The following is a 16,602-nucleotide window of genomic DNA, read 5'->3' as shown; positions in this document are numbered from 1 at the left end:
ACACGGGCGGGCACGCGGAGCGAGTGCAGCGAGCGCAGCGGGGGTCCAGGGGGTCGTCCCCCTGGGCAGATGGGAGAATCAACTTCGTGATCGAGCGGTACACACTTCCGGAGATGGGACGCGTCTGGAGCGACGCGCACAAATACGAGCTGTGGTGTCAGGTCGAGACCCTGGTGGTCGAGGCCCACGCCGAGGCCGGGACGATCCCGCCGGAGGTGGTGGAGCCGGTGCGCAAGGCGCCGCCGCCGACGCCGGAGGCCGTGCACACGATCGAGGCGGTCACGCAGCACGACGTGATCGCCTTCCTGTCGGCGTGGGCGGACAACACCGAGCCGCGCGAGGCGGCCCGGTACGTCCACTTCGGCATGACCTCGTCCGACCTGCTGGACACGGCGCTCGCGCTGCAGCTCGTCGAGGCGACCGACATCCTGCTGGCGAAGGCGGACACGCTGGTCGCGACGCTGCGCGACCACGCGCTGGCGCACCGGGCGACGCTGCGGGTCGGCCGGACGCACGGCATCCACGGCGAGCCGGACGTGTGGGGGCACCGCGTCGCCGACTTCGCGTTCGCGATGGCGCGCTCGCGGGACCGGCTGCGCCGCGCCCGCGAGGCGGTCGGCGTGATGGCGATCTCCGGGGCGGTCGGGACGTACTCCAACATCGACCCGGCCGTCGAGTTGCACGTCGCGCGCAAGTTCGGGCTGAAGAGCGCGGACGTGTCGACGCAGGTCGTGATGCGCGACGGCATCTCCGAGTGGGTCTCGGCGCTGGCGATCACGGCGACGGTGTGCGAGGCGGTCGCGCTGGAGGTCCGGCACGGGCAGCGCACCGAGGTCCGCGAGCTGTGGGAGCCGTTCGGCAAGGGCCAGAAGGGCTCGTCGGCGATGCCGCACAAGAAGAACCCGATCATCTCCGAGCGGCTCGCCGGGATGGCGCGGATCGTGCGGGGGCAGATCGTCCCGGTGCTGGAGGGCATCCCGCTGTGGCACGAGCGCGACATCTCGCACTCGTCGACGGAGCGGATCGCGCTGCCGGACGCGTCCATCGCGCTCGACTACATGCTGAACCTGACGAACCGGCTGATGTCGGGCCTCGTCGTGGACGAGGCGCGGATGACGGCGAACCTGGAGTCCACGGGCGGCCTGATCTACACCTCGACCGTCCTGCTGGAGCTGGTCGAGGCGGGCATGTCCCGCGACGACGAGGCGTACCCGCTGGTCCAGAAGGCCGCGATGGAGACGTGGGAGACGGGCGTCCCGTTCCGGGAGACGCTCCGCAAGCACGCCGCCGAAGCGGGCCTCGCCCTGGACGAGGCGCGGCTGGACGAGGTGTGCCGTCCCGAGCGCTTCGTGAAGCGCCTCGACGGCGTCTTCGACCGCCTGGCCATGCTGGCCTAGCACCCCGGAGCGACCGTGACGGCCACCCTGACCGAGCTGAACGCCTACCCCCTCAAGAGCGGCGGCGGCACCGCGCTGCGCAGCGCCGTGCTGACGTCCAGGGGCCTTCCCCACGACCGGGAGTTCATGCTGGCCGCGCCCTCGGGCCGGTTCCTGTCGCAGCGGGACCTCGCCGGGATGGCGCTGATGCGCCCGTCCTACGACGGCGAGGTCTTGACGGTGGACGCGCCCGGCACCTCCCCGCTCGTCCACAAGGCTGTGGACAACGGCGAGGTGCTCGACGTGACGGTGCACCGGCACGAGGTCCAGGGCGTCGACCAGGGCGACGAGGCCGCCGGCTGGTTCTCGGCGCTGCTGGACACCGACTGCCGGCTGGTCCGCTTCACCGGGCACCGCGCCACGTCGCGGGGCGGCGGCGAGCTGATGTTCGCCGACGGGTACCCGCTGCTGGTCGTCTCCGCCGAGTCCCTCGCCGACCTGAACGCCCGGCTGGACGAGCCGCTGCCGATGAACCGGTTCCGTCCGAGCCTGGTCGTCGAGGGCCTCGGCGCCTACGCGGAGGACTCCGTGCGCCTGCTGCGCATCGGGGAGACCGTCATCGAGATGGTCAAGGCGTGCGCGCGGTGCGTCATCACCACGACCGACCAGGAGACCGGCGAGCGCGGCCGAGAGCCGCTGCGGACCCTGGCGTCTTACCGGACCATCGACCGGGGCATCCGGTTCGGCCAGAACGCCGTTCCCCGTACGCTCGGCACCCTCGCGCTCGGCGACCCGGTCGAGATCCTCGAACGGCGGGACTAGCCGACGACTTCGCCGGTCTCGTCGCCGTAGCCGTCGCGCATGCGGGTCGGGACGATCTCGACGGTCAGGCCGGGCAGCGACGGGACCGGCGTGCGGCCCGCGACCGGGCGGAGCGCGGCGACGACGCCGTCCAGCCCCTCCGGCGGGACGGCGACCTCGAGCCGGCCCTCCTCCGGTTCCACGACCGCGTACGCGCCGGCCGGGTGGAACGTGAGCCGCGTGTCCTCGGTCTGCAGGAGCAGCGTCCGGCCGAACGGCAGGCGCCCCAGCAGCGACTGCGCGATCGCCTCCGCCTGCAGCGCGCCGATGCGCAGCGTTGTGGAACCGCCGTCCAGCTCCCAGTGCGCCGTGGTGACGTACAGGGCGCCGCTGCTCGACCCGTCCCGCGCGATGCCTTCGCGGACGGTACGGGCCAGCTCGGGGTCCGCGAGCAGCGATCGGCGGTCGATGTCGGTGACGAACAGCGGCAGGTACGGCTCCAGCGCGCGCAGGAGCGCCGTCGCATCCCACTGCCGGACCGCCTCGTACTCCTCGGTCGCGAGCCCGACGACCTGCAGGAACCGGACCCGGCCGTGCGGCGTGCCGATCTCGCCCAGCTCCGGGTCGGTGACGAACGCGACGGCGCGGATGTCGGAGTCCTCGCGGTCGGCGGCGATCGGGCCGTTGACGTCCATGTGGTGCCCGGGCTCGAACCAGTTGCCCGAGCCGAACACGTACCGGGCGAAGTTCTGCAGCAGGTTCGCCGGCCAGGCCGGCGGCTCGGCGTCCGCCGGGTCGCGGGCGAGCCGGAACGTGAACTCGAATCCCCAGCCCGACTCGTCGGGGTCGGCGGACTCCTTGGCGTACAGCTCGGACATCCCGTACGAGACGAAGTGCCAGTGCGGCACCGGCTCGGTCCGGGCGTAGACGCTGATGCCGTCGAGCGGGTCGGGGCCGCCCAGCGCCCACTTGACCACGGTGCCCAGGTGGTACGGCGGGACGTCCCCGTAGAGGGGGCGCAGCGCGGCGTCGATGGCGTCCCAGCCGGGCGTGTCGTCCATGGACGATCACCCTAGACCCCGCCGGCGGCACCCGTCCCGCGCTCCGCCTCGGCTCGGATTTTCCCGTGGAATGCGAACCTTTGGGACGCTCTGGGGGTCTCACCGAGCAGACTGGCGCGAGGGTGGCGCAGTCGGACACCCCATCCCCGGTCCGGTGGTTTACTGGGGTCGCGTTGGCGCAGCGGGACCGTTCGGCGCGCCCGGCCCCCGTGGTCCCACCTTCATCGGGCAGGCACCTTAACCGCGTTTCAAAGGAGATATGGCGGAATGAGCATGGGCCACGAGGTTCGGTATCGCGTGCGCGGCGGCCGGCAGCTGCACGGCACCGTCTTCGTGCAGGGCGCCAAGAACGCCGTCCTGCCGATGATCGGCGCCTCACTGATGGCCTCGCGGGGCCGCACGGTGCTCCGGAACGTTCCGATCATCGAGGACGTGCGGCGGGCGGTGGAGCTCGCCCGGGCGGTCGGCGCCAAGGCCGAGCTGCACGAGACCGAGCGGACGCTCGTGATCGACGCCTCCTCGCTCACCAGCCCGGTGCTGCCGGCCGACATCGCCTCCCGGTTCCGCGGCTCGTTCCTGTTCGTCCCGGCGCTGCTGCACCGGCTGGGCGAGGCGGTCATCGAGGGCGTCGGCGGCTGCAACCTCGGCAGCCGCAACCTGGACTTCCACTACAACGGCTTCAAGCGGATGGGCGCCACGGTCACCGAGCACGTGGCCGACAACGGCGACGGCATCATCCACATCAAGGCCGGCGACCTGCGCGGCGGGACGCTCTACTGCGACACCCCGTCGCACACCGGCACCGAGAACCTGATCATGGCGGCGGCGCTGGCGCACGGCACCACGCTGATCAAGAACGCGGCGCTGGAGCCGGAGGTGCTGGACAACATCGCCATCCTGCAGGCGATGGGCGCGAAGATCAGCGGCGGCGGCACCGGGTTCATCACCGTCGAGGGCGTGGACGAGCTGACCGCCGTCGAGCACACCGTGATGCCCGACCGGATCGACGCGGGCGTGTTCGTGATGGCCGCCGCGATCACCGGCGGCGACCTGAACCTTGTCGGCGCCACCCTGGAGCACCTCGGCGTCGCGGCCGACAAGCTCGAGCAGATGGGCGTGGAGTTCCACCAGCAGGGCGCGGTCCTGCAGGTCCGCCGGGAGCGCACGCTCCGCCCGATCAACGTGATCACCGACGAGTACCCGGGCTTCGCCACCGACCTGCAGTCGCCGATCATGGCGCTGTCCTGCCTGGCCGAGGGCCCGTCCTACATCTACGAGCGGATCTTCGACGGCCGGTTCAAGCTGGCCGACGAACTGCGCAAGATGGGCGCCGACATCGAGGTCGACGGCAACCGCGCGAAGGTGAACGGTCCGCGCGGGCTGCGCGGCGCCGAGGTGGAGGCGCACGACCTGCGCTGCGGCAGCGCGCTGGTGCTGGCGGGCCTGGCCGCCGAGGGCGAGACGACGATCACCTCGGCCTACTACCTGGACCGCGGGCACGCGCACACCGCCGAGCGCCTCTCCCAGCTCGGCGCCGACATCGTCCGCGAAGCGGACTGACCGGCGCCTGGAGCGGAGCTCCAGCGGAGCGGAAGGCGACGGAGAGTCGTCCTCCGGAAGCGCAGGGGGACGTCCCTTGCAAACGGCAGAGCATGCGACCGGCCCGGCGGGACTCCCGCCGGGCCGGTCTGCTGACTGAGCGGTCATTCCGGGCGGTCGAATCGGCCGCATGTGGCCTTGCTCCTGACCCAATCAGGAGTGGTCTCTGACCGGCCTTGTCACAGCATGACAGGAAATCGGTGGGCTGTCCGTCACCGTCCGGTTACCCAGAGCGGCGCCGCGGTCCCTCACCTGCCGGGACGGGCGGCCCGCTGATCAGCGGAAAAGCGGCATGGAACGATCTAGAGCCGACCGCTTCCCGGGCCGGTAAAAAATCACCGGAGCGGGGCGTCAGGGCCGTCCGCCCGGATCACTCGTCTTTCCGGGCCGGCCGGCACCGGGTCGATCAGGTTTCGGCCCGCGCGTAAACCAAACGGACTCCGCAGGGGTCTCCTCAGTGCGCCCTAGCGCCCCGAGGAGGCCCCTGCGGTGTTTTCGGGTCTTGTTTTTCAACTTCGGACGTCCGAAGATGCAGGATCAAGACTGACCGATTGGTGACAAATTACTGACCAGGGGGTCGCGTAGGTTACTTTTTCGCCGCACTCTTGATTCGATTTCGCGTCTGGGCGTCACACATCGCCGCCCTGACCCGATCTGCCCACTGAGGAACGAATCGCACGGGAACTGCGGTGCTGGGTCAGAAGGCAGGGGCGACAAGCCATGAGACGACCGTTGGGCGGAGCGTGCGCGAACGCGTGGCCGGGGCCGTGCCCCCGAGAGGATGGACCGGAAGCGAGCGATCATCGATGACGGCGGCACGAACGGGCTCGGTCACGCCGGATCTCACCATCGGCGTCGTCGGCCCCCATGACCTGGTCGAGCGGGTCATGCTGATGGGGCACGGCCCCACTCCGGTGCCGAGCCGGCTGGTGGCCGCCGCCTACCGCGACGAGCAGGAGGCGGCCGACAAGGTCGTCCGGCTGGGGTCGGGGGTGGACGTGTGCCTGTTCGCCAGCCCCGTCCCGTACGACTTCGCGCGCAAGGCCGGCGTGCTCACCATGCCCGCCACCTACGTGCCGCTGAACGGCGCCGCGCTGCAGGGCGCGCTGCTGCGCGCCTCCCTCGACGAGCGCTTCGACCCGTCCCGGGTCAGCATCGACGTGCTCGGCCGCGCCGAGGTCGAGGAGGCCTACGCCGAGATCAGCCTCGGCACCGAGCAGGTGCACCTGCGCGAGGAGGCCGCCGGGCCCGGCACGCTCGCCGCCTTCCACGAGCGGCTGTGGCGGCGCGGCGCGACCACCGTCGCGATGACCTGCGTCCACGCCACCGCCGAGCGGATGGAGATGGCCGGGGTGCCGACCATCCGGGTCCGCCCGACCGGCGCCGCCATCCGCAGCTCCCTGCAGACCGCCGCGCTCCTCGGCGCCCACCACCGGCTGGAGGAGTCGCAGCTCGTCGTCGTGCTGGTGGACGTCCCGACCCTGCGCGAGACCCCGCGCCGCGTCACGCCCCGCTACTGGCGCGACGAGCTGAAGCTCGCGCTGCACCGCGTCCTGCTCCAGGAGGCGCACCGGATGAACGCGTCGGTGTGGCCGCTGGACGACCACAGCTATCTCGTCATCGCCACGCGCGGCTCGGTCACCTCGACCACCGAGGGTTTCCGCACCCCGCCGTTCGTCGAGCGCGTCCGCGAGGAGCTGGGCCTGGCCATCGAGGTCGGCATCGGGATGGGGCGCACCGCGCACGAGGCGGAGAACCACGCGCGCGCCGCGCTCGCCCGCTCGCAGAGCTCCCAGCGCGCCCAGGGCTTCGCGCTCGACCGGGACGGCCGCGCCCTCGTCCCGGCGCCGCGCACCCCGCCGCGCAGCCAGCCGCAGGCCAAGCCGAAGGGGCTGGAGATCCTCGCGCGCCTCGCCGACAAGCTCGGCGACCAGGAGCAGCCGCTGATCGTGGACGCCGAGAACGCCGGCAAGATGCTCGGCGTCACCCCGCGCACCGCCCGCCGGCTGCTGCGCACCCTGGTCGAGGAGGGCCTCGCCTGGCCGCTGCCGCCGAACCGCACGCCGCAGCCGGGCCGTCCCCGCCAGCTGTACCGGCTGATCGTCGAGAAGCTCGGCAACCCCGCCAAGTCCGGCTGAGCGCCCGCCCGCCGTCTCCCCTCTCCGTCGACCGAGGCGGTGCGGGCCGCCCGCCGGTCGCCCCTGCTCTGGCGCCCGGCACCGTCGTGCTGTAAAACAGACATCAGTGTTCTTTTGGTTCTGGCGCCGCGGCCGGCGCCGGGACCGGCTCCCAGCACACTGACGGAAGGCGGCGGCGGATGGCAGGGTCATCGGACGCGAACGGCACGACGCCCGGCGGGTACACCCGCCGCGGGCTCCTCAGGATCGGCGCAGGCGTCGCGGTCGGGGCGGGAATCGCCGGCGCGACCTGGGGCGAACTCGGCCGGAACCGGGAGGCGGCCGCCGCACCGGCCGGCAACCCGGGCGACCCGACCAGCCCGACGATCGCGGTCAAGGTCAAGAACCTCAGCGGGCCCGCCGAGACCGGCCCGTTCAACGCGCCGTGGACCGACCTCGGCATCCCCGTCCGGTGCCCCGACGGCACCATGCTGTTCGTCTGCGGCGACACCTTCGACGGCCCGCATGTCCCCGGCCCCGGCGAACCCTCGTACTGGCGCGCGCCCGCGGGCCTCCGCTCCGGCAACGGGGACGTCAACAACCTGCGCATCGACGGGAGCGTCGGCGGATCCAACGCCCGGAGCCTCGTCGACGAGCCGCACAACCCGGTCGGCGACGGCAGGTTCACGACGGCGATCCCGTCCGACGCGTTCGTCGTCAACGGCGTGATGTACATGCACCTGATGCGCGGCGTCATCTACGACACCCACCACACCGACTTCTGGCGCTCGTTCGACAACGGCGAGACGTGGGAGTACCTGTGCCAGTGGCCGGGTGACATGCACGGCGGGCAGTTCCAGCAGAAGACCTACGCCGTCGCCGACGACGGGTACTGCTACGTCCTGTCCTCGGTCTTCAACCGCGACCGGGACTCGGGGCTGCTGCTGCACCGGGTCCGCCAGGACGCCCTCGGCGACCCCGGCGCCTACGAGCCGTGGGGCTACGACGGCGGCTGGCGCTGGGGCGCGCCTCCGACGACGGTCATGGCCGACCGCCGCTACGGCGAGATCTGCTTCCGCGCCATGGACGGCAAGTACGTCCTCACCTGGCTGGACGCCGCGACGGCGACGATCCGGGCCATGGTCTTCGCGCTGCCGACCTCCGACCTGACGCGGACACTGGAGCAGACGATGATCGTCAACGGACCGGCGCAGGCGCAGGTGGCCAACGTCGTCACCGCCCCGTACGGCGGGTTCGTCGTCCCCGGCTCGACGTTCGGCAACTTCCACATCATCGTCAGCCAGTGGTACGACCCGACGAACTACCGGTTCATGCAGTACCGGGTGTACATGGCGTCCTGAGCCCGGCCCGCGCCACCGGCCTCGTCACCGGCCCGCGCGGGCCTCGGCACCGCCGGTCTCCTTCGCGACCGCCTCGCGGACGGCCGGGACGATCTCTCTCGCCCAGCGGCCGAGCGACGTCTCGTCCGGCGTTCCGCCCTCGGGCGAGAAGAGCATGAAGCCGGACGCGCCGTGCTCCAGCACCGCGCCGGTCAACTCCTCGGTCCACTGGTCCGCGGATCCGCCGATCCAGCGGCCGTCGGCTTCACGGGTGGCGGGCAGCGGCCGGTCGGTGATGCGTCCGGGGAAGTTGAAGACCGTGCGGATCTCGCGCGGGTCGCGGCCCACTTCGGCCGCTGCCTCGTCGATGACCGGCCGCGACGTCCGGTACCGCTCGCTGAGCCAGTCGGCCGCGTGGCCGGGGAGCCAGCCGTCGGCGACCCGCCCGGTGGCGGCCAGCGACTTGCGGCCGACCGAGCCGGTCCACACCGGCGGCGCGGCCGCCGGAGCCGGCGCGATCTCGTTCACCTGGTAGTGATCGCCCTTGTAGGTGACGGGCGAGCCGCCATCGGAGAGCTTCTTGACCAGGACGATCGCCTCCTCGAACGCGTCGACGGCGTCGGCCGGGGAGAGCCGCGCCACGCCCATGTCGGTGATCCGGTCCCACAGGCCGCCCGCGCCCATGCCGAGGACGACGCGTCCGTCCGACAGCTCCGAGAGCGTCGTGACCGTCCGCGCCAGCATGGGGGCGGGCCGGGTCGGCAGGTTGGTGACGTTGGCGAAGCCCGCGATGCGGTCGGTGCGGCCGAGGAGGAAGCCGATGGTCGCGTAGGCGTCCAGGCGCTCGCCGATGTAGGGGTGGTCCGACAGCGAGAAGAGGTCCAGGCCGTCGCGGTCGGCCTGCTGGACCATGCGCATCAGCGCGGGACGGTCGCCGAAGGTGCTGTGCGCGCCGAAACCGAAGACGACGTCGTGTGCGGACATGGCTCTGCCTTCTTTCGTTCGATGAGATCGGGATGCCGCCGGCTTCAAGCCGTGGGGCCGAACTGCTCGATGAAGCGGCCGGTGAACAGGTCGGTGCCCTTGTACTCGGCGACCATCGCGGGCGAGGCGACGGACGGGCCGTCCGGCGACGGCAGCTGCCCGACGCCGCCACGCGTGCCGAGCGGGAGCAGCATCATCGGGAACGGCAGCGGCTCGTAGGTGGCCGTGGGGCGGTCGCCATTCAGCTGGGCCTTGATGTTCTGCACGACGACCTCCGCGTGCCGCATCGCCCAGCCGGCCATCTTCGCCTCGGCGACGTCGGTGATGTCACCGACCGCGTAGACGTGGTCGTGCCCCTTGACGTTGAGGAACTCGGTCACGGGCACCCGGCCCTGCGGTGTCGGGGTCGTGAGGCCGCCGTCGGCGAGGTAGCCGCTGTTGGTGCTCACGCCGAAGGCGCGGAACCAGATGTCGGCGGCGATCTGCTCGCCGCCGGCGGTGGTGACGGTGAAGGCGCCGGCCTCGCCGGGCCCGGTGCTCGGCGGCGCGGCCAGGGCGGTGCCGAGGCGCAGGTCGATGCCCAGCCCGTCGAGCTGGCGGCGCAGGTCCTCGACAACCTCGGGCCGGAAGCCGGGCAGCAGCTCTGCGGCCGGGTCGGCCACGGTGATGCGCTTGTCCGGCCAGACCTCCTTGATCTCCCCGGCCAGTTCCAGGCCGACCGGGCCGGCGCCGAGGATCAGCACCCGGCCCGCCTCGCGCAGTTCCTTGTGGGTCCGGCGGAGGTCGTCCAGCGCCTCGTCGACCGTGTCGGAACCGGGCTTGGCGGGATAGGCGTAGCTGGATCCCGTGGCCAGGACCAGGTAGTCCGCATCGACGCGCCCGCCGGACGCCAGGGTGACACCGCGGGGGTCGACGGAGACCGCGCGGTCGCGGACCACCCGGCCGCCCTCGGTGAGCAGCGTCTCGAAGGGGAAGAACATGCTGGCGGCCCAGTCGGGCCGGGTCAGCGCCCGCAGCGACGCCGCCGCGTTGACGAACGCGTCCCGCGGGTCGATGAGGACGACGTCGGCCTCGGACTGCAACGCCTTGGCGACCGACGCGCCCCCGTAACCTCCGCCGATGACCGCGACAGTACGACTCATGACGACACCACTCCCATAGCAAAAAGCTTGTTGTTCGTAGTACGAACGGTAGCAGTTCGCACTACGAACAACAAGCGGTGCCGCTGGAGCGGTTATTCCGCGATGTCAGCCCGGATGCCCGGCGGCGGCCCCCTCGTCCGGTTCCTTGAAGACCACCGGGACCTCGTTGTCCAGCACGACGCGGCCGAGCAGCTCGGCGAGCGTCTCGCGCTCCTGCGGGCCGAGCCCGGACGGCAGCTCGTCGATCCGCCGGCACGTCTCGGCGTAGAACTCGTCCACGAGCGCGGCGCCCCGCGGGGTCAGCGCGACCCGCACCGCGCGCGTGTCCCTGGGGTCCGGCTCACGTCGCACCAGGCCGTTGCGCTCGGTGCGGTCCACCAGGCCGGTGAGGCTCGACTTCGCCAGCCCCAGCGTCGCGCCCAGCTCGGTCATGCCGTACGACCGCCCCATCAGCACGCACAGCAACTGCCCCTGCTGCTGGGTCAGCCCGTACTCGCGGGCCGACGCCGCGTACACGGCGTCCACCAGGAAAGAGGACCGCACAAGCGCGGCCACGACCCCGATCCGGCCATCATCATCCTTAGCCACAACCCCAGGCTAACACCGGAAACCCACCATAATTCGCGCGACGAACTATGCCCGCCCCAGCGCCCCCGATACGGCCGCCGCCCTAGCCATCCACTCCACCGGACGAGACCCCCCGCACGAACGCACGCCAAGCCCCGACCCCGAAGACCAGCTTCGGCCCGTCCGGGTCGGTCGAGTCCCGGACGGCGACGGCACCGGGCAGACCGGCAACCTCAACGCAGGTGTCGTTACCAGTGCCACTGTGCGTGCTCTTACGCCAGACAGCCCGGCTCAAATCAAGAGACATCGGCACGCAACTCCTGTCCGGAAAAGCTTCAGCTCGCCAGCCCACCGAACTCCCGCCTGAACCCTCAGCAGTCCAACCCGCTGGACGCGGCGCAACGCACGAACGCACGCCATGCGGCGACCCCGAAGACCAGCTTCGGCCCGTCCGGATCCTTGCTGTCGCGCACCGCAACGGCACCGGCCACGCCGGCGACCTCAACACAGTGCTGATCGGCTTGAGCGCTCCGACTGGACTTGCGCCAAACAGCACACGCCAGGTCACCGAACATCGACCCTCCTGGACGACGGCTCAGCAACCCAGCTCGCCGGATCTGATCCGGCGCATGAACACGCGCCACTCGGCGAGCCCGAAGACGAGCCTTGCACCTTCAGGGTTCTTCGAGTCCCGCACGCCGATGCGCCCCGGAAGCGCCGCGACCTCAATGCACTGGCCGCCGTTCGTCGAACTGTGACTGCTCGTCCGCCAGCCGGCCCGGGACTGGTCATGTGCCGGCATCCGGCCCCCATCCCCTTATTTCATCCTGTACTCGTCCGCGATAGCCGCGAGGAGGTTCACCGACGCGTCACGGTCAAGCGCCTCACCGCGCACTTCGTCAAAGCATGAACGGTACGCGGCGGTCTCCTGCCGCTTGTCGAGCAGCAGAGAACCCGTTCTGTGCTCCAAGTAAGCATACTCGGACGGAACGGACTCTCCGAGGTCAAGCGATAGCAGCATGAAGGCCCCGAACATCGCCGCATGGGCGCCGACCTCGTTCACCAGGATCTGGATCATGATGTTGCGCCGCTGGGCCTGTTCGACGAGGTGGACGAGTTGCTCGTGCATGACTTCCCGCCCGCCGACCCGTCGACGCAGGACCGCTTCATCGAGTACGGCGTACAGATGCGCAGGCCCGTCACGCGTCAAGATCGCCTTGCGTGCCATGCGAGCTTGGACTCGCCGTCCGACTTCTTCCTCTGTCGCCACGTGCGGCTCGGCTCGCATCAGCGCCTCGGCGTAGCGCTCGGTCTGCAAGAGTCCTGGAACCACCTGGCATTCATAGTTACGCAACTCGCACGCTTCGGATTCAAGCCCGATGTACGTCTCGAAGCCCATCGGGAGAACGTCACCGAACTGATGCCACCAGCCGCGTTGCCGGGCTCGGCGAGCGAGCAGGGTCAACGTGTCACGATCCTCCGGGCTCACCTCGTACAGGTCCAGGAGCTTACGCAGGACGGTCGCCGGGACGCCTGTGCGCCCCTTCTCGAATCTCGTGATCGCGGATGCGGCCCGCGTGATGTGGTTCGCCGCCTCTTCGGCCGACACGCCCTTTCGCTGTCGGACCTCCCGCAAGCGGATGCCGAGTAGCAGACGGCCGACGGTCGGGCTCTCGCCTTGCGTCACAGCTTTGCCTCCTTCGCCCGACATCATGCCGACGCCTCGCCCCCAGGGAAACGATCAAGCACGGAGCGTCACATGCACCTTGCAAATAGAATTCTATTGCGTCACTCTATGGATGTGCTACCACTCGTAGTGTTGCGCGCACGGAGAGCGAAAACGGGAGGTAGTACCCACACAGACCACCGCGCGGTCGAGGCTGAGATTGGAACCCTCCCTCGACCGCGCGGCTTCCATCCCCACGAAGGAGGAGGCGTCAGCCATGGTAGACGCGAGGGCGGCGGCGGACGAGGCGAACGACGGCGGTGGCGTCGTCCTGGGCGATCTGTGCCCGGGATGGCATACCGAACGGATCGAGCGGCGACTCGTTGCGCGCCGCTTGGACCGCGTGTCCGACTATCAGCTCGGATGCGGCTGCCTGGAGGAGATCACGGCCGGGACCGTGGCGGAGCTGGTGATCCTCTGCGACGTCCAGAACCAGGTCTTCCAGCGGGTCGCGCTCGCCGAGGCGATCGCGCAGGGCTTCGGCCGGGGCCGGTCGTGATCGCGGCCGGCGTTCACAGCCCCTGGGCGGCGACGCAGATCGATCCGGACGTCGTACTCGCGGAGGTCCGCCGCTTGTACCCCGGCGTCACGGCGTGGGCGGGCGAGTTCACCGGGTCGTACTGGGTGCTGCTCGACGGCGAGTTGCGAGAGTTCAAGGACCCGCATGGGCTCATCGCCTGCATCCGCCTCCGCCTCGCCCTCGCCCGCCCGGAACCGCTCGAACTCCCCGAACGGATCGGGAACCCGCCCGCCGCCCCGTGCTCTTGTAGGAGATCCGGTGTCCCGGCCCCGCTCGACCGGCCGGAAGAGTCATGGCGCCGACTCATCAGGGCCGTCCGGCGGCTCTTCGCCGGCGGCGAGACAGCGAGCGCTTTTCGGGTGTGAAACACAGTGAAACCCCTGGACCTCGATATCGCCACAGGGTGATGATTCGGCCACGCATGGTGTCCAGGGCCATCCTCGGTGTCGCTCACGGCGCTTGGACGCGTCACCGCCCTGCGTCCCAAACGGAGAGGACGAGCAATGGATCGTGTTGATCCACATCAGGTTGACTTCGTCGGCGGGGACCCCGAGTCCCAGACCGGCGAGTGCCCGGCGGTCTGGCGGGTACCGGACGGCGCCTACATCCGCGGCAAGACCGTCAACGACCCGGCGCTGATCGGTGAACTCAACACCGACATCGGCAAGGGTGAGGACGAGTCCGACGTGTGGGTGCCCGACAGGCTGTTCCCCGTCATCCGTGAGGCCATCGACGGCACCTACGACAAGGGCCGGCAGGGGCCGGGGCAGCCGTCCTTCGAGTACCTGATCGAGGGTGTGACCCGGTCGGTGATCCGGCTGGAAATGCGAGACGCCTATGACCACACCGTGGAAGGTTTCGCAGCCTGGAAAGCGACCGGCGACATCTCAACGTTCGACTGGGGGAACTGGCTCGACATCGTCCGGGGAGCCGTGGCCCGTGGCGTGCGGTGGCGGCGGGTGCGGATCGTGTCCGAACCGCTGAGCGAGTACATGAGATGGGAGTACGACTGCACCGTCGAGAACGTGAACGCGGGTGAGGACATACGGTGGCTTCCGAGGACGAGGGCGGCCGACCTCCTGCTGCCGCCGGCAGACTGCTGGATCTTCGACTACCGGCTGATCCGGTGGAACTTCCAACGCGGTGACGACACCAATCCTCGGACCTACGCGTTCAGCTCCGACCCCCGTCTCGTCCGTGACATAGCGGGCGGCTTCGAGATGGCATGGGATCGAGCGGTTCCTCACGCCGATTACAAGCCCGCCGTCGGTGACCCTTCTTAGGACTCCGCGCTTCCCTCACTGAGATTCTCCAGTGCGGCGGTGATGAGCGCACGCGCTGGATCGCCATGTACCGCGAGGGCGCTGAGGCGTTTCCATGCCTGGTGGTACATGGCGACCTCGGCCGGATGGTCGAGCCTCAGGTATCCGGACAAGAGTTCGATGGTCACGGTGTCGTTATCGATGATCTCGAATGACTCACGCACGCGGTATCCGGCTCGGTCGGCGCTCTGCGGAATCACCCCGAACGACACGGACGGCAGCCTGCCCGCGTCCAGGAGCTTGAGAAGCTGCTCGCGATGCACTTCGACTTCGAACATGCGATATCGAAGCGCTGCCTCTTCGAGGAGAAACGCGAACCGTTTACGCGTGCGCAGGATGCGCTGCCTGGCCATGCGCTCTGCCACGGCCTCGGCCACGTCGTCCACGTCCAGTCGCCGTTCCTCGCGGACTCCGCGCAGGACGTTCGTCATGAACGCCTTCGTCTGCAGAAGCCCATGCGGCAACTTGGTCTGATAGCTGCGGTATGTACTGAGCCGCTCGAAAATGTCACCGGACCCCAGCTTTTGCGTGGGGTTCAGTCCGACCTTGTGGGCTTCCTCCCTGTAGGAGATCCACATGCGGGCGACGCCCGCCGGGCCGGTCCGTCCAGGTCGCGTGCGCGCGGGCGACCGATGGACGGCTCCAGTTCCACTACCACCCGGCCGGCGGCGAGCTCGGTGATGCCGAGGTGGTTCTCCAGCCGGGCCAGGCGTCGGAGGTCGCTCAGGCGATCGCCGTGGCGTTGTCAGTTCACCCCGAGCCGGGCGTGATGCCCGGGTCCGTTCACGGAGGGACAGATGACCGTTACGCAAGTTCGGTCGGCCACGGCCGCCGAGGCGAAGGACCCCCGCGAACTCGTCGCCCCTGAGGTCTTCGCGCTGCTGGTAGAGGACCTGCGGCGCTACCAGCACGTCACCAAGGAGTACGCGGAGCGAATGGTGGAGCAGGCGCTCGTTTTCCTCAAGGCGCAGGCCGGGATCGTCCGGGCCCGCGCGGAGGGGCGACCGTGGGTGCGCATCGTGCCCACCGTCCCGGTCGACCCGGCCTGGCACGCGTTCATGCTGCGCTCGCAGGCGTATGCCGCGTTCTGCGTCGAGCACGCCGGGCAGTACATCCACCACGTGCCGTTCCAGGACGAGGCGATCCTGTCGGGTGACACGCTCGAAGTGACCATTCCGGAACTGCGCCGGACCGGCTACCGGATCGACCTGGAGTTCTGGCACGGCGAGCGCAACCCCTGCTGCCCACCCGAGTGCGCACCGCCGAAGAACATCTGATGACCGAGTCGGGTGCAGGTCCGTCCGGTCACGGCCGGCGGAGAGGGGCGACGGGGCACCGGGTCGCCCCCGACGCCGCCAAGGGCTCTGTGCGGAACCCGACGCATTACCACTGCTACAAGTGGTCGGGCGGCGGTCAGGAGTGGGATCGCCTCGGCCGGGCGGACACGCTCGACGTGAACAGCCCCGACCGTCCGCCCGTCCGCACGAACGACTGGCTGATCAAGGCACCTCGGTTCATCGCGGCCGTGCACGACCGTGCCGAGGACGCCCGCGACTGGCTGATCGCCGAGTGGCGGCTGGCATGCCCGAGCGCGATGAACCCCGTCCCCGACTGGACGAACGGCGAGGACCGCGACCGGCGGGCTCTGATGAGCATCAGGTCCGGGTGCTGGCCCGTGTACGGCCAGTGGCTCGCCGGAGGGACGATCCTGTTCTTGTCCGTTGTCGGCACCGACCGACCGTGCCACTGATCAGATGCCGTCTCCTCGTTCGCCGTGGTGTGCCGCCCTGGGCGGCACACCACAATCGTCCGACGGGGGTTTCGGGGATGGTTGGGGCGGCCGGAAATGGGCTTTTGGGTGTCCGGATTCGGTTTGGCGGGGAGGGTGTTGACCGATCATCTTTCGCCGTTCATCATGGCGGTCACGTGAGGCATCAACGCTGAGCCCGGGCGCGACTCCGGGCGGGTTATCGGCGTTGGGCGCGTGCTCTCATACCGGTTCCTGCCGTATCCGGATTCCCGGGGAGCGCGCCGTGCACTCGACAAG

General features: G+C 70.1%; 19 protein-coding genes. 10 read left to right on the top strand and 9 right to left on the bottom strand.

The window, feature by feature from the left end:
- Window positions 1–86: 86 nt before the first annotated feature.
- Complete coding sequence (purB, locus tag ABD296_RS10700; protein ID WP_344264263.1) at window positions 87–1,397, top strand: adenylosuccinate lyase; 1,311 nt, start codon at window positions 87–89, stop codon at window positions 1,395–1,397.
- Window positions 1,398–1,412: 15 nt separating this feature from the next.
- On the top strand, window positions 1,413–2,198 hold the full coding sequence (locus ABD296_RS10695; RefSeq protein ID WP_344264260.1) for an MOSC domain-containing protein: 786 nt from the start codon (window positions 1,413–1,415) through the stop codon (window positions 2,196–2,198).
- Here the strand turns inward: ABD296_RS10695 and ABD296_RS10690 are convergent.
- Window positions 2,195–3,238 (bottom strand): suppressor of fused domain protein, encoded by a 1,044-nt coding sequence (locus ABD296_RS10690; protein ID WP_344264257.1) that lies wholly within the window; start codon window positions 3,236–3,238, stop codon window positions 2,195–2,197. The two genes, ABD296_RS10695 and ABD296_RS10690, sit on opposite strands and share 4 nt — an antisense overlap.
- A gap of 273 nt (window positions 3,239–3,511) precedes the next feature.
- Here ABD296_RS10690 and murA point away from each other — a divergent pair, with 273 nt between their 5' ends.
- The 3 genes from murA to ABD296_RS10675 all read left to right on the top strand — a co-directional run bounded on the left by murA (window position 3,512) and on the right by ABD296_RS10675 (window position 8,315).
- Window positions 3,512–4,798: a UDP-N-acetylglucosamine 1-carboxyvinyltransferase gene (gene murA / locus ABD296_RS10685; protein ID WP_344264532.1), complete on the top strand. Its 1,287-nt coding sequence runs from the start codon at window positions 3,512–3,514 to the stop codon at window positions 4,796–4,798.
- 845 nt (window positions 4,799–5,643) lie between these two features.
- Entirely contained in the window at window positions 5,644–6,975 is a 1,332-nt protein-coding gene (locus ABD296_RS10680; RefSeq protein ID WP_344264254.1) for a transcriptional regulator, read from the top strand.
- 179 nt (window positions 6,976–7,154) lie between these two features.
- Window positions 7,155–8,315 (top strand): DUF4185 domain-containing protein, encoded by a 1,161-nt coding sequence (locus ABD296_RS10675; protein WP_344264251.1) that lies wholly within the window; start codon window positions 7,155–7,157, stop codon window positions 8,313–8,315.
- 24 nt (window positions 8,316–8,339) lie between these two features.
- On the opposite strand, the gene ABD296_RS10670 is transcribed toward ABD296_RS10675, so the two are convergent.
- From ABD296_RS10670 to ABD296_RS10640, 7 genes are all read right to left on the bottom strand, one after another.
- On the bottom strand, window positions 8,340–9,278 hold the full coding sequence (locus tag ABD296_RS10670; RefSeq protein ID WP_344264248.1) for an LLM class flavin-dependent oxidoreductase: 939 nt from the start codon (window positions 9,276–9,278) through the stop codon (window positions 8,340–8,342).
- A 44-nt stretch (window positions 9,279–9,322) separates the two neighbouring features.
- The gene (locus ABD296_RS10665; protein WP_344264245.1) at window positions 9,323–10,420 is read right to left on the bottom strand and encodes an NAD(P)/FAD-dependent oxidoreductase; all 1,098 of its coding nucleotides are present in this window, start codon (window positions 10,418–10,420) and stop codon (window positions 9,323–9,325) included.
- A gap of 105 nt (window positions 10,421–10,525) precedes the next feature.
- Window positions 10,526–11,008 carry a MarR family winged helix-turn-helix transcriptional regulator gene (locus tag ABD296_RS10660; RefSeq protein WP_344264242.1) on the bottom strand — a complete coding sequence of 161 codons (483 nt, stop codon included), beginning with the start codon at window positions 11,006–11,008 and terminating at the stop codon, window positions 10,526–10,528.
- An 82-nt stretch (window positions 11,009–11,090) separates the two neighbouring features.
- Window positions 11,091–11,294, bottom strand: coding sequence for a DUF397 domain-containing protein (locus tag ABD296_RS10655; protein ID WP_344264239.1), 204 nt, complete (start codon window positions 11,292–11,294; stop codon window positions 11,091–11,093).
- Window positions 11,295–11,358: 64 nt separating this feature from the next.
- Entirely contained in the window at window positions 11,359–11,562 is a 204-nt protein-coding gene (locus tag ABD296_RS10650) for a DUF397 domain-containing protein (RefSeq protein WP_344264236.1), read from the bottom strand.
- Window positions 11,563–11,582: 20 nt separating this feature from the next.
- The gene (locus ABD296_RS10645) at window positions 11,583–11,789 is read right to left on the bottom strand and encodes a DUF397 domain-containing protein (protein WP_344264233.1); all 207 of its coding nucleotides are present in this window, start codon (window positions 11,787–11,789) and stop codon (window positions 11,583–11,585) included.
- A gap of 15 nt (window positions 11,790–11,804) precedes the next feature.
- Entirely contained in the window at window positions 11,805–12,674 is an 870-nt protein-coding gene (locus ABD296_RS10640; RefSeq protein ID WP_344264230.1) for a helix-turn-helix domain-containing protein, read from the bottom strand.
- Window positions 12,675–12,930: 256 nt separating this feature from the next.
- On the opposite strand from ABD296_RS10640, the gene ABD296_RS10635 reads away from it, so the two are divergent.
- From ABD296_RS10635 to ABD296_RS10625, 3 genes are all read left to right on the top strand, one after another.
- Window positions 12,931–13,212, top strand: coding sequence for a hypothetical protein (locus tag ABD296_RS10635; RefSeq protein WP_344264227.1), 282 nt, complete (start codon window positions 12,931–12,933; stop codon window positions 13,210–13,212).
- The gene (locus ABD296_RS10630; protein WP_344264225.1) at window positions 13,209–13,598 is read left to right on the top strand and encodes a hypothetical protein; all 390 of its coding nucleotides are present in this window, start codon (window positions 13,209–13,211) and stop codon (window positions 13,596–13,598) included. The genes ABD296_RS10635 and ABD296_RS10630 overlap by 4 nt, the downstream gene beginning before the upstream one ends.
- A gap of 78 nt (window positions 13,599–13,676) precedes the next feature.
- Entirely contained in the window at window positions 13,677–14,516 is an 840-nt protein-coding gene (locus ABD296_RS10625; RefSeq protein WP_344264223.1) for a DUF6879 family protein, read from the top strand.
- On the opposite strand, the gene ABD296_RS10620 is transcribed toward ABD296_RS10625, so the two are convergent.
- Window positions 14,513–15,133, bottom strand: coding sequence for a DUF5753 domain-containing protein (locus ABD296_RS10620; RefSeq protein ID WP_344264221.1), 621 nt, complete (start codon window positions 15,131–15,133; stop codon window positions 14,513–14,515). The genes ABD296_RS10625 and ABD296_RS10620 overlap by 4 nt on opposite strands.
- Window positions 15,134–15,352: 219 nt before the next feature.
- Between ABD296_RS10620 and ABD296_RS10615 the strand changes: the two genes are divergently transcribed.
- Window positions 15,353–15,832 carry a glycine-rich domain-containing protein gene (locus ABD296_RS10615; RefSeq protein ID WP_344264219.1) on the top strand — a complete coding sequence of 160 codons (480 nt, stop codon included), beginning with the start codon at window positions 15,353–15,355 and terminating at the stop codon, window positions 15,830–15,832.
- Entirely contained in the window at window positions 15,832–16,305 is a 474-nt protein-coding gene (locus ABD296_RS10610) for a hypothetical protein (protein WP_344264217.1), read from the top strand. Before ABD296_RS10615 ends, ABD296_RS10610 begins: the two co-directional genes overlap by 1 nt.
- Window positions 16,306–16,602 lie beyond the last annotated feature (297 nt).

Source organism: Actinomadura napierensis (assembly GCF_039529375.1).
In the GTDB taxonomy this organism is placed as follows: Bacteria; Actinomycetota; Actinomycetes; order Streptosporangiales; family Streptosporangiaceae; genus Spirillospora; species Spirillospora napierensis.
The sequence above is the reverse complement of the archived record's forward strand: the minus strand, read 5'-3'. Positions and strand labels throughout refer to the sequence as shown.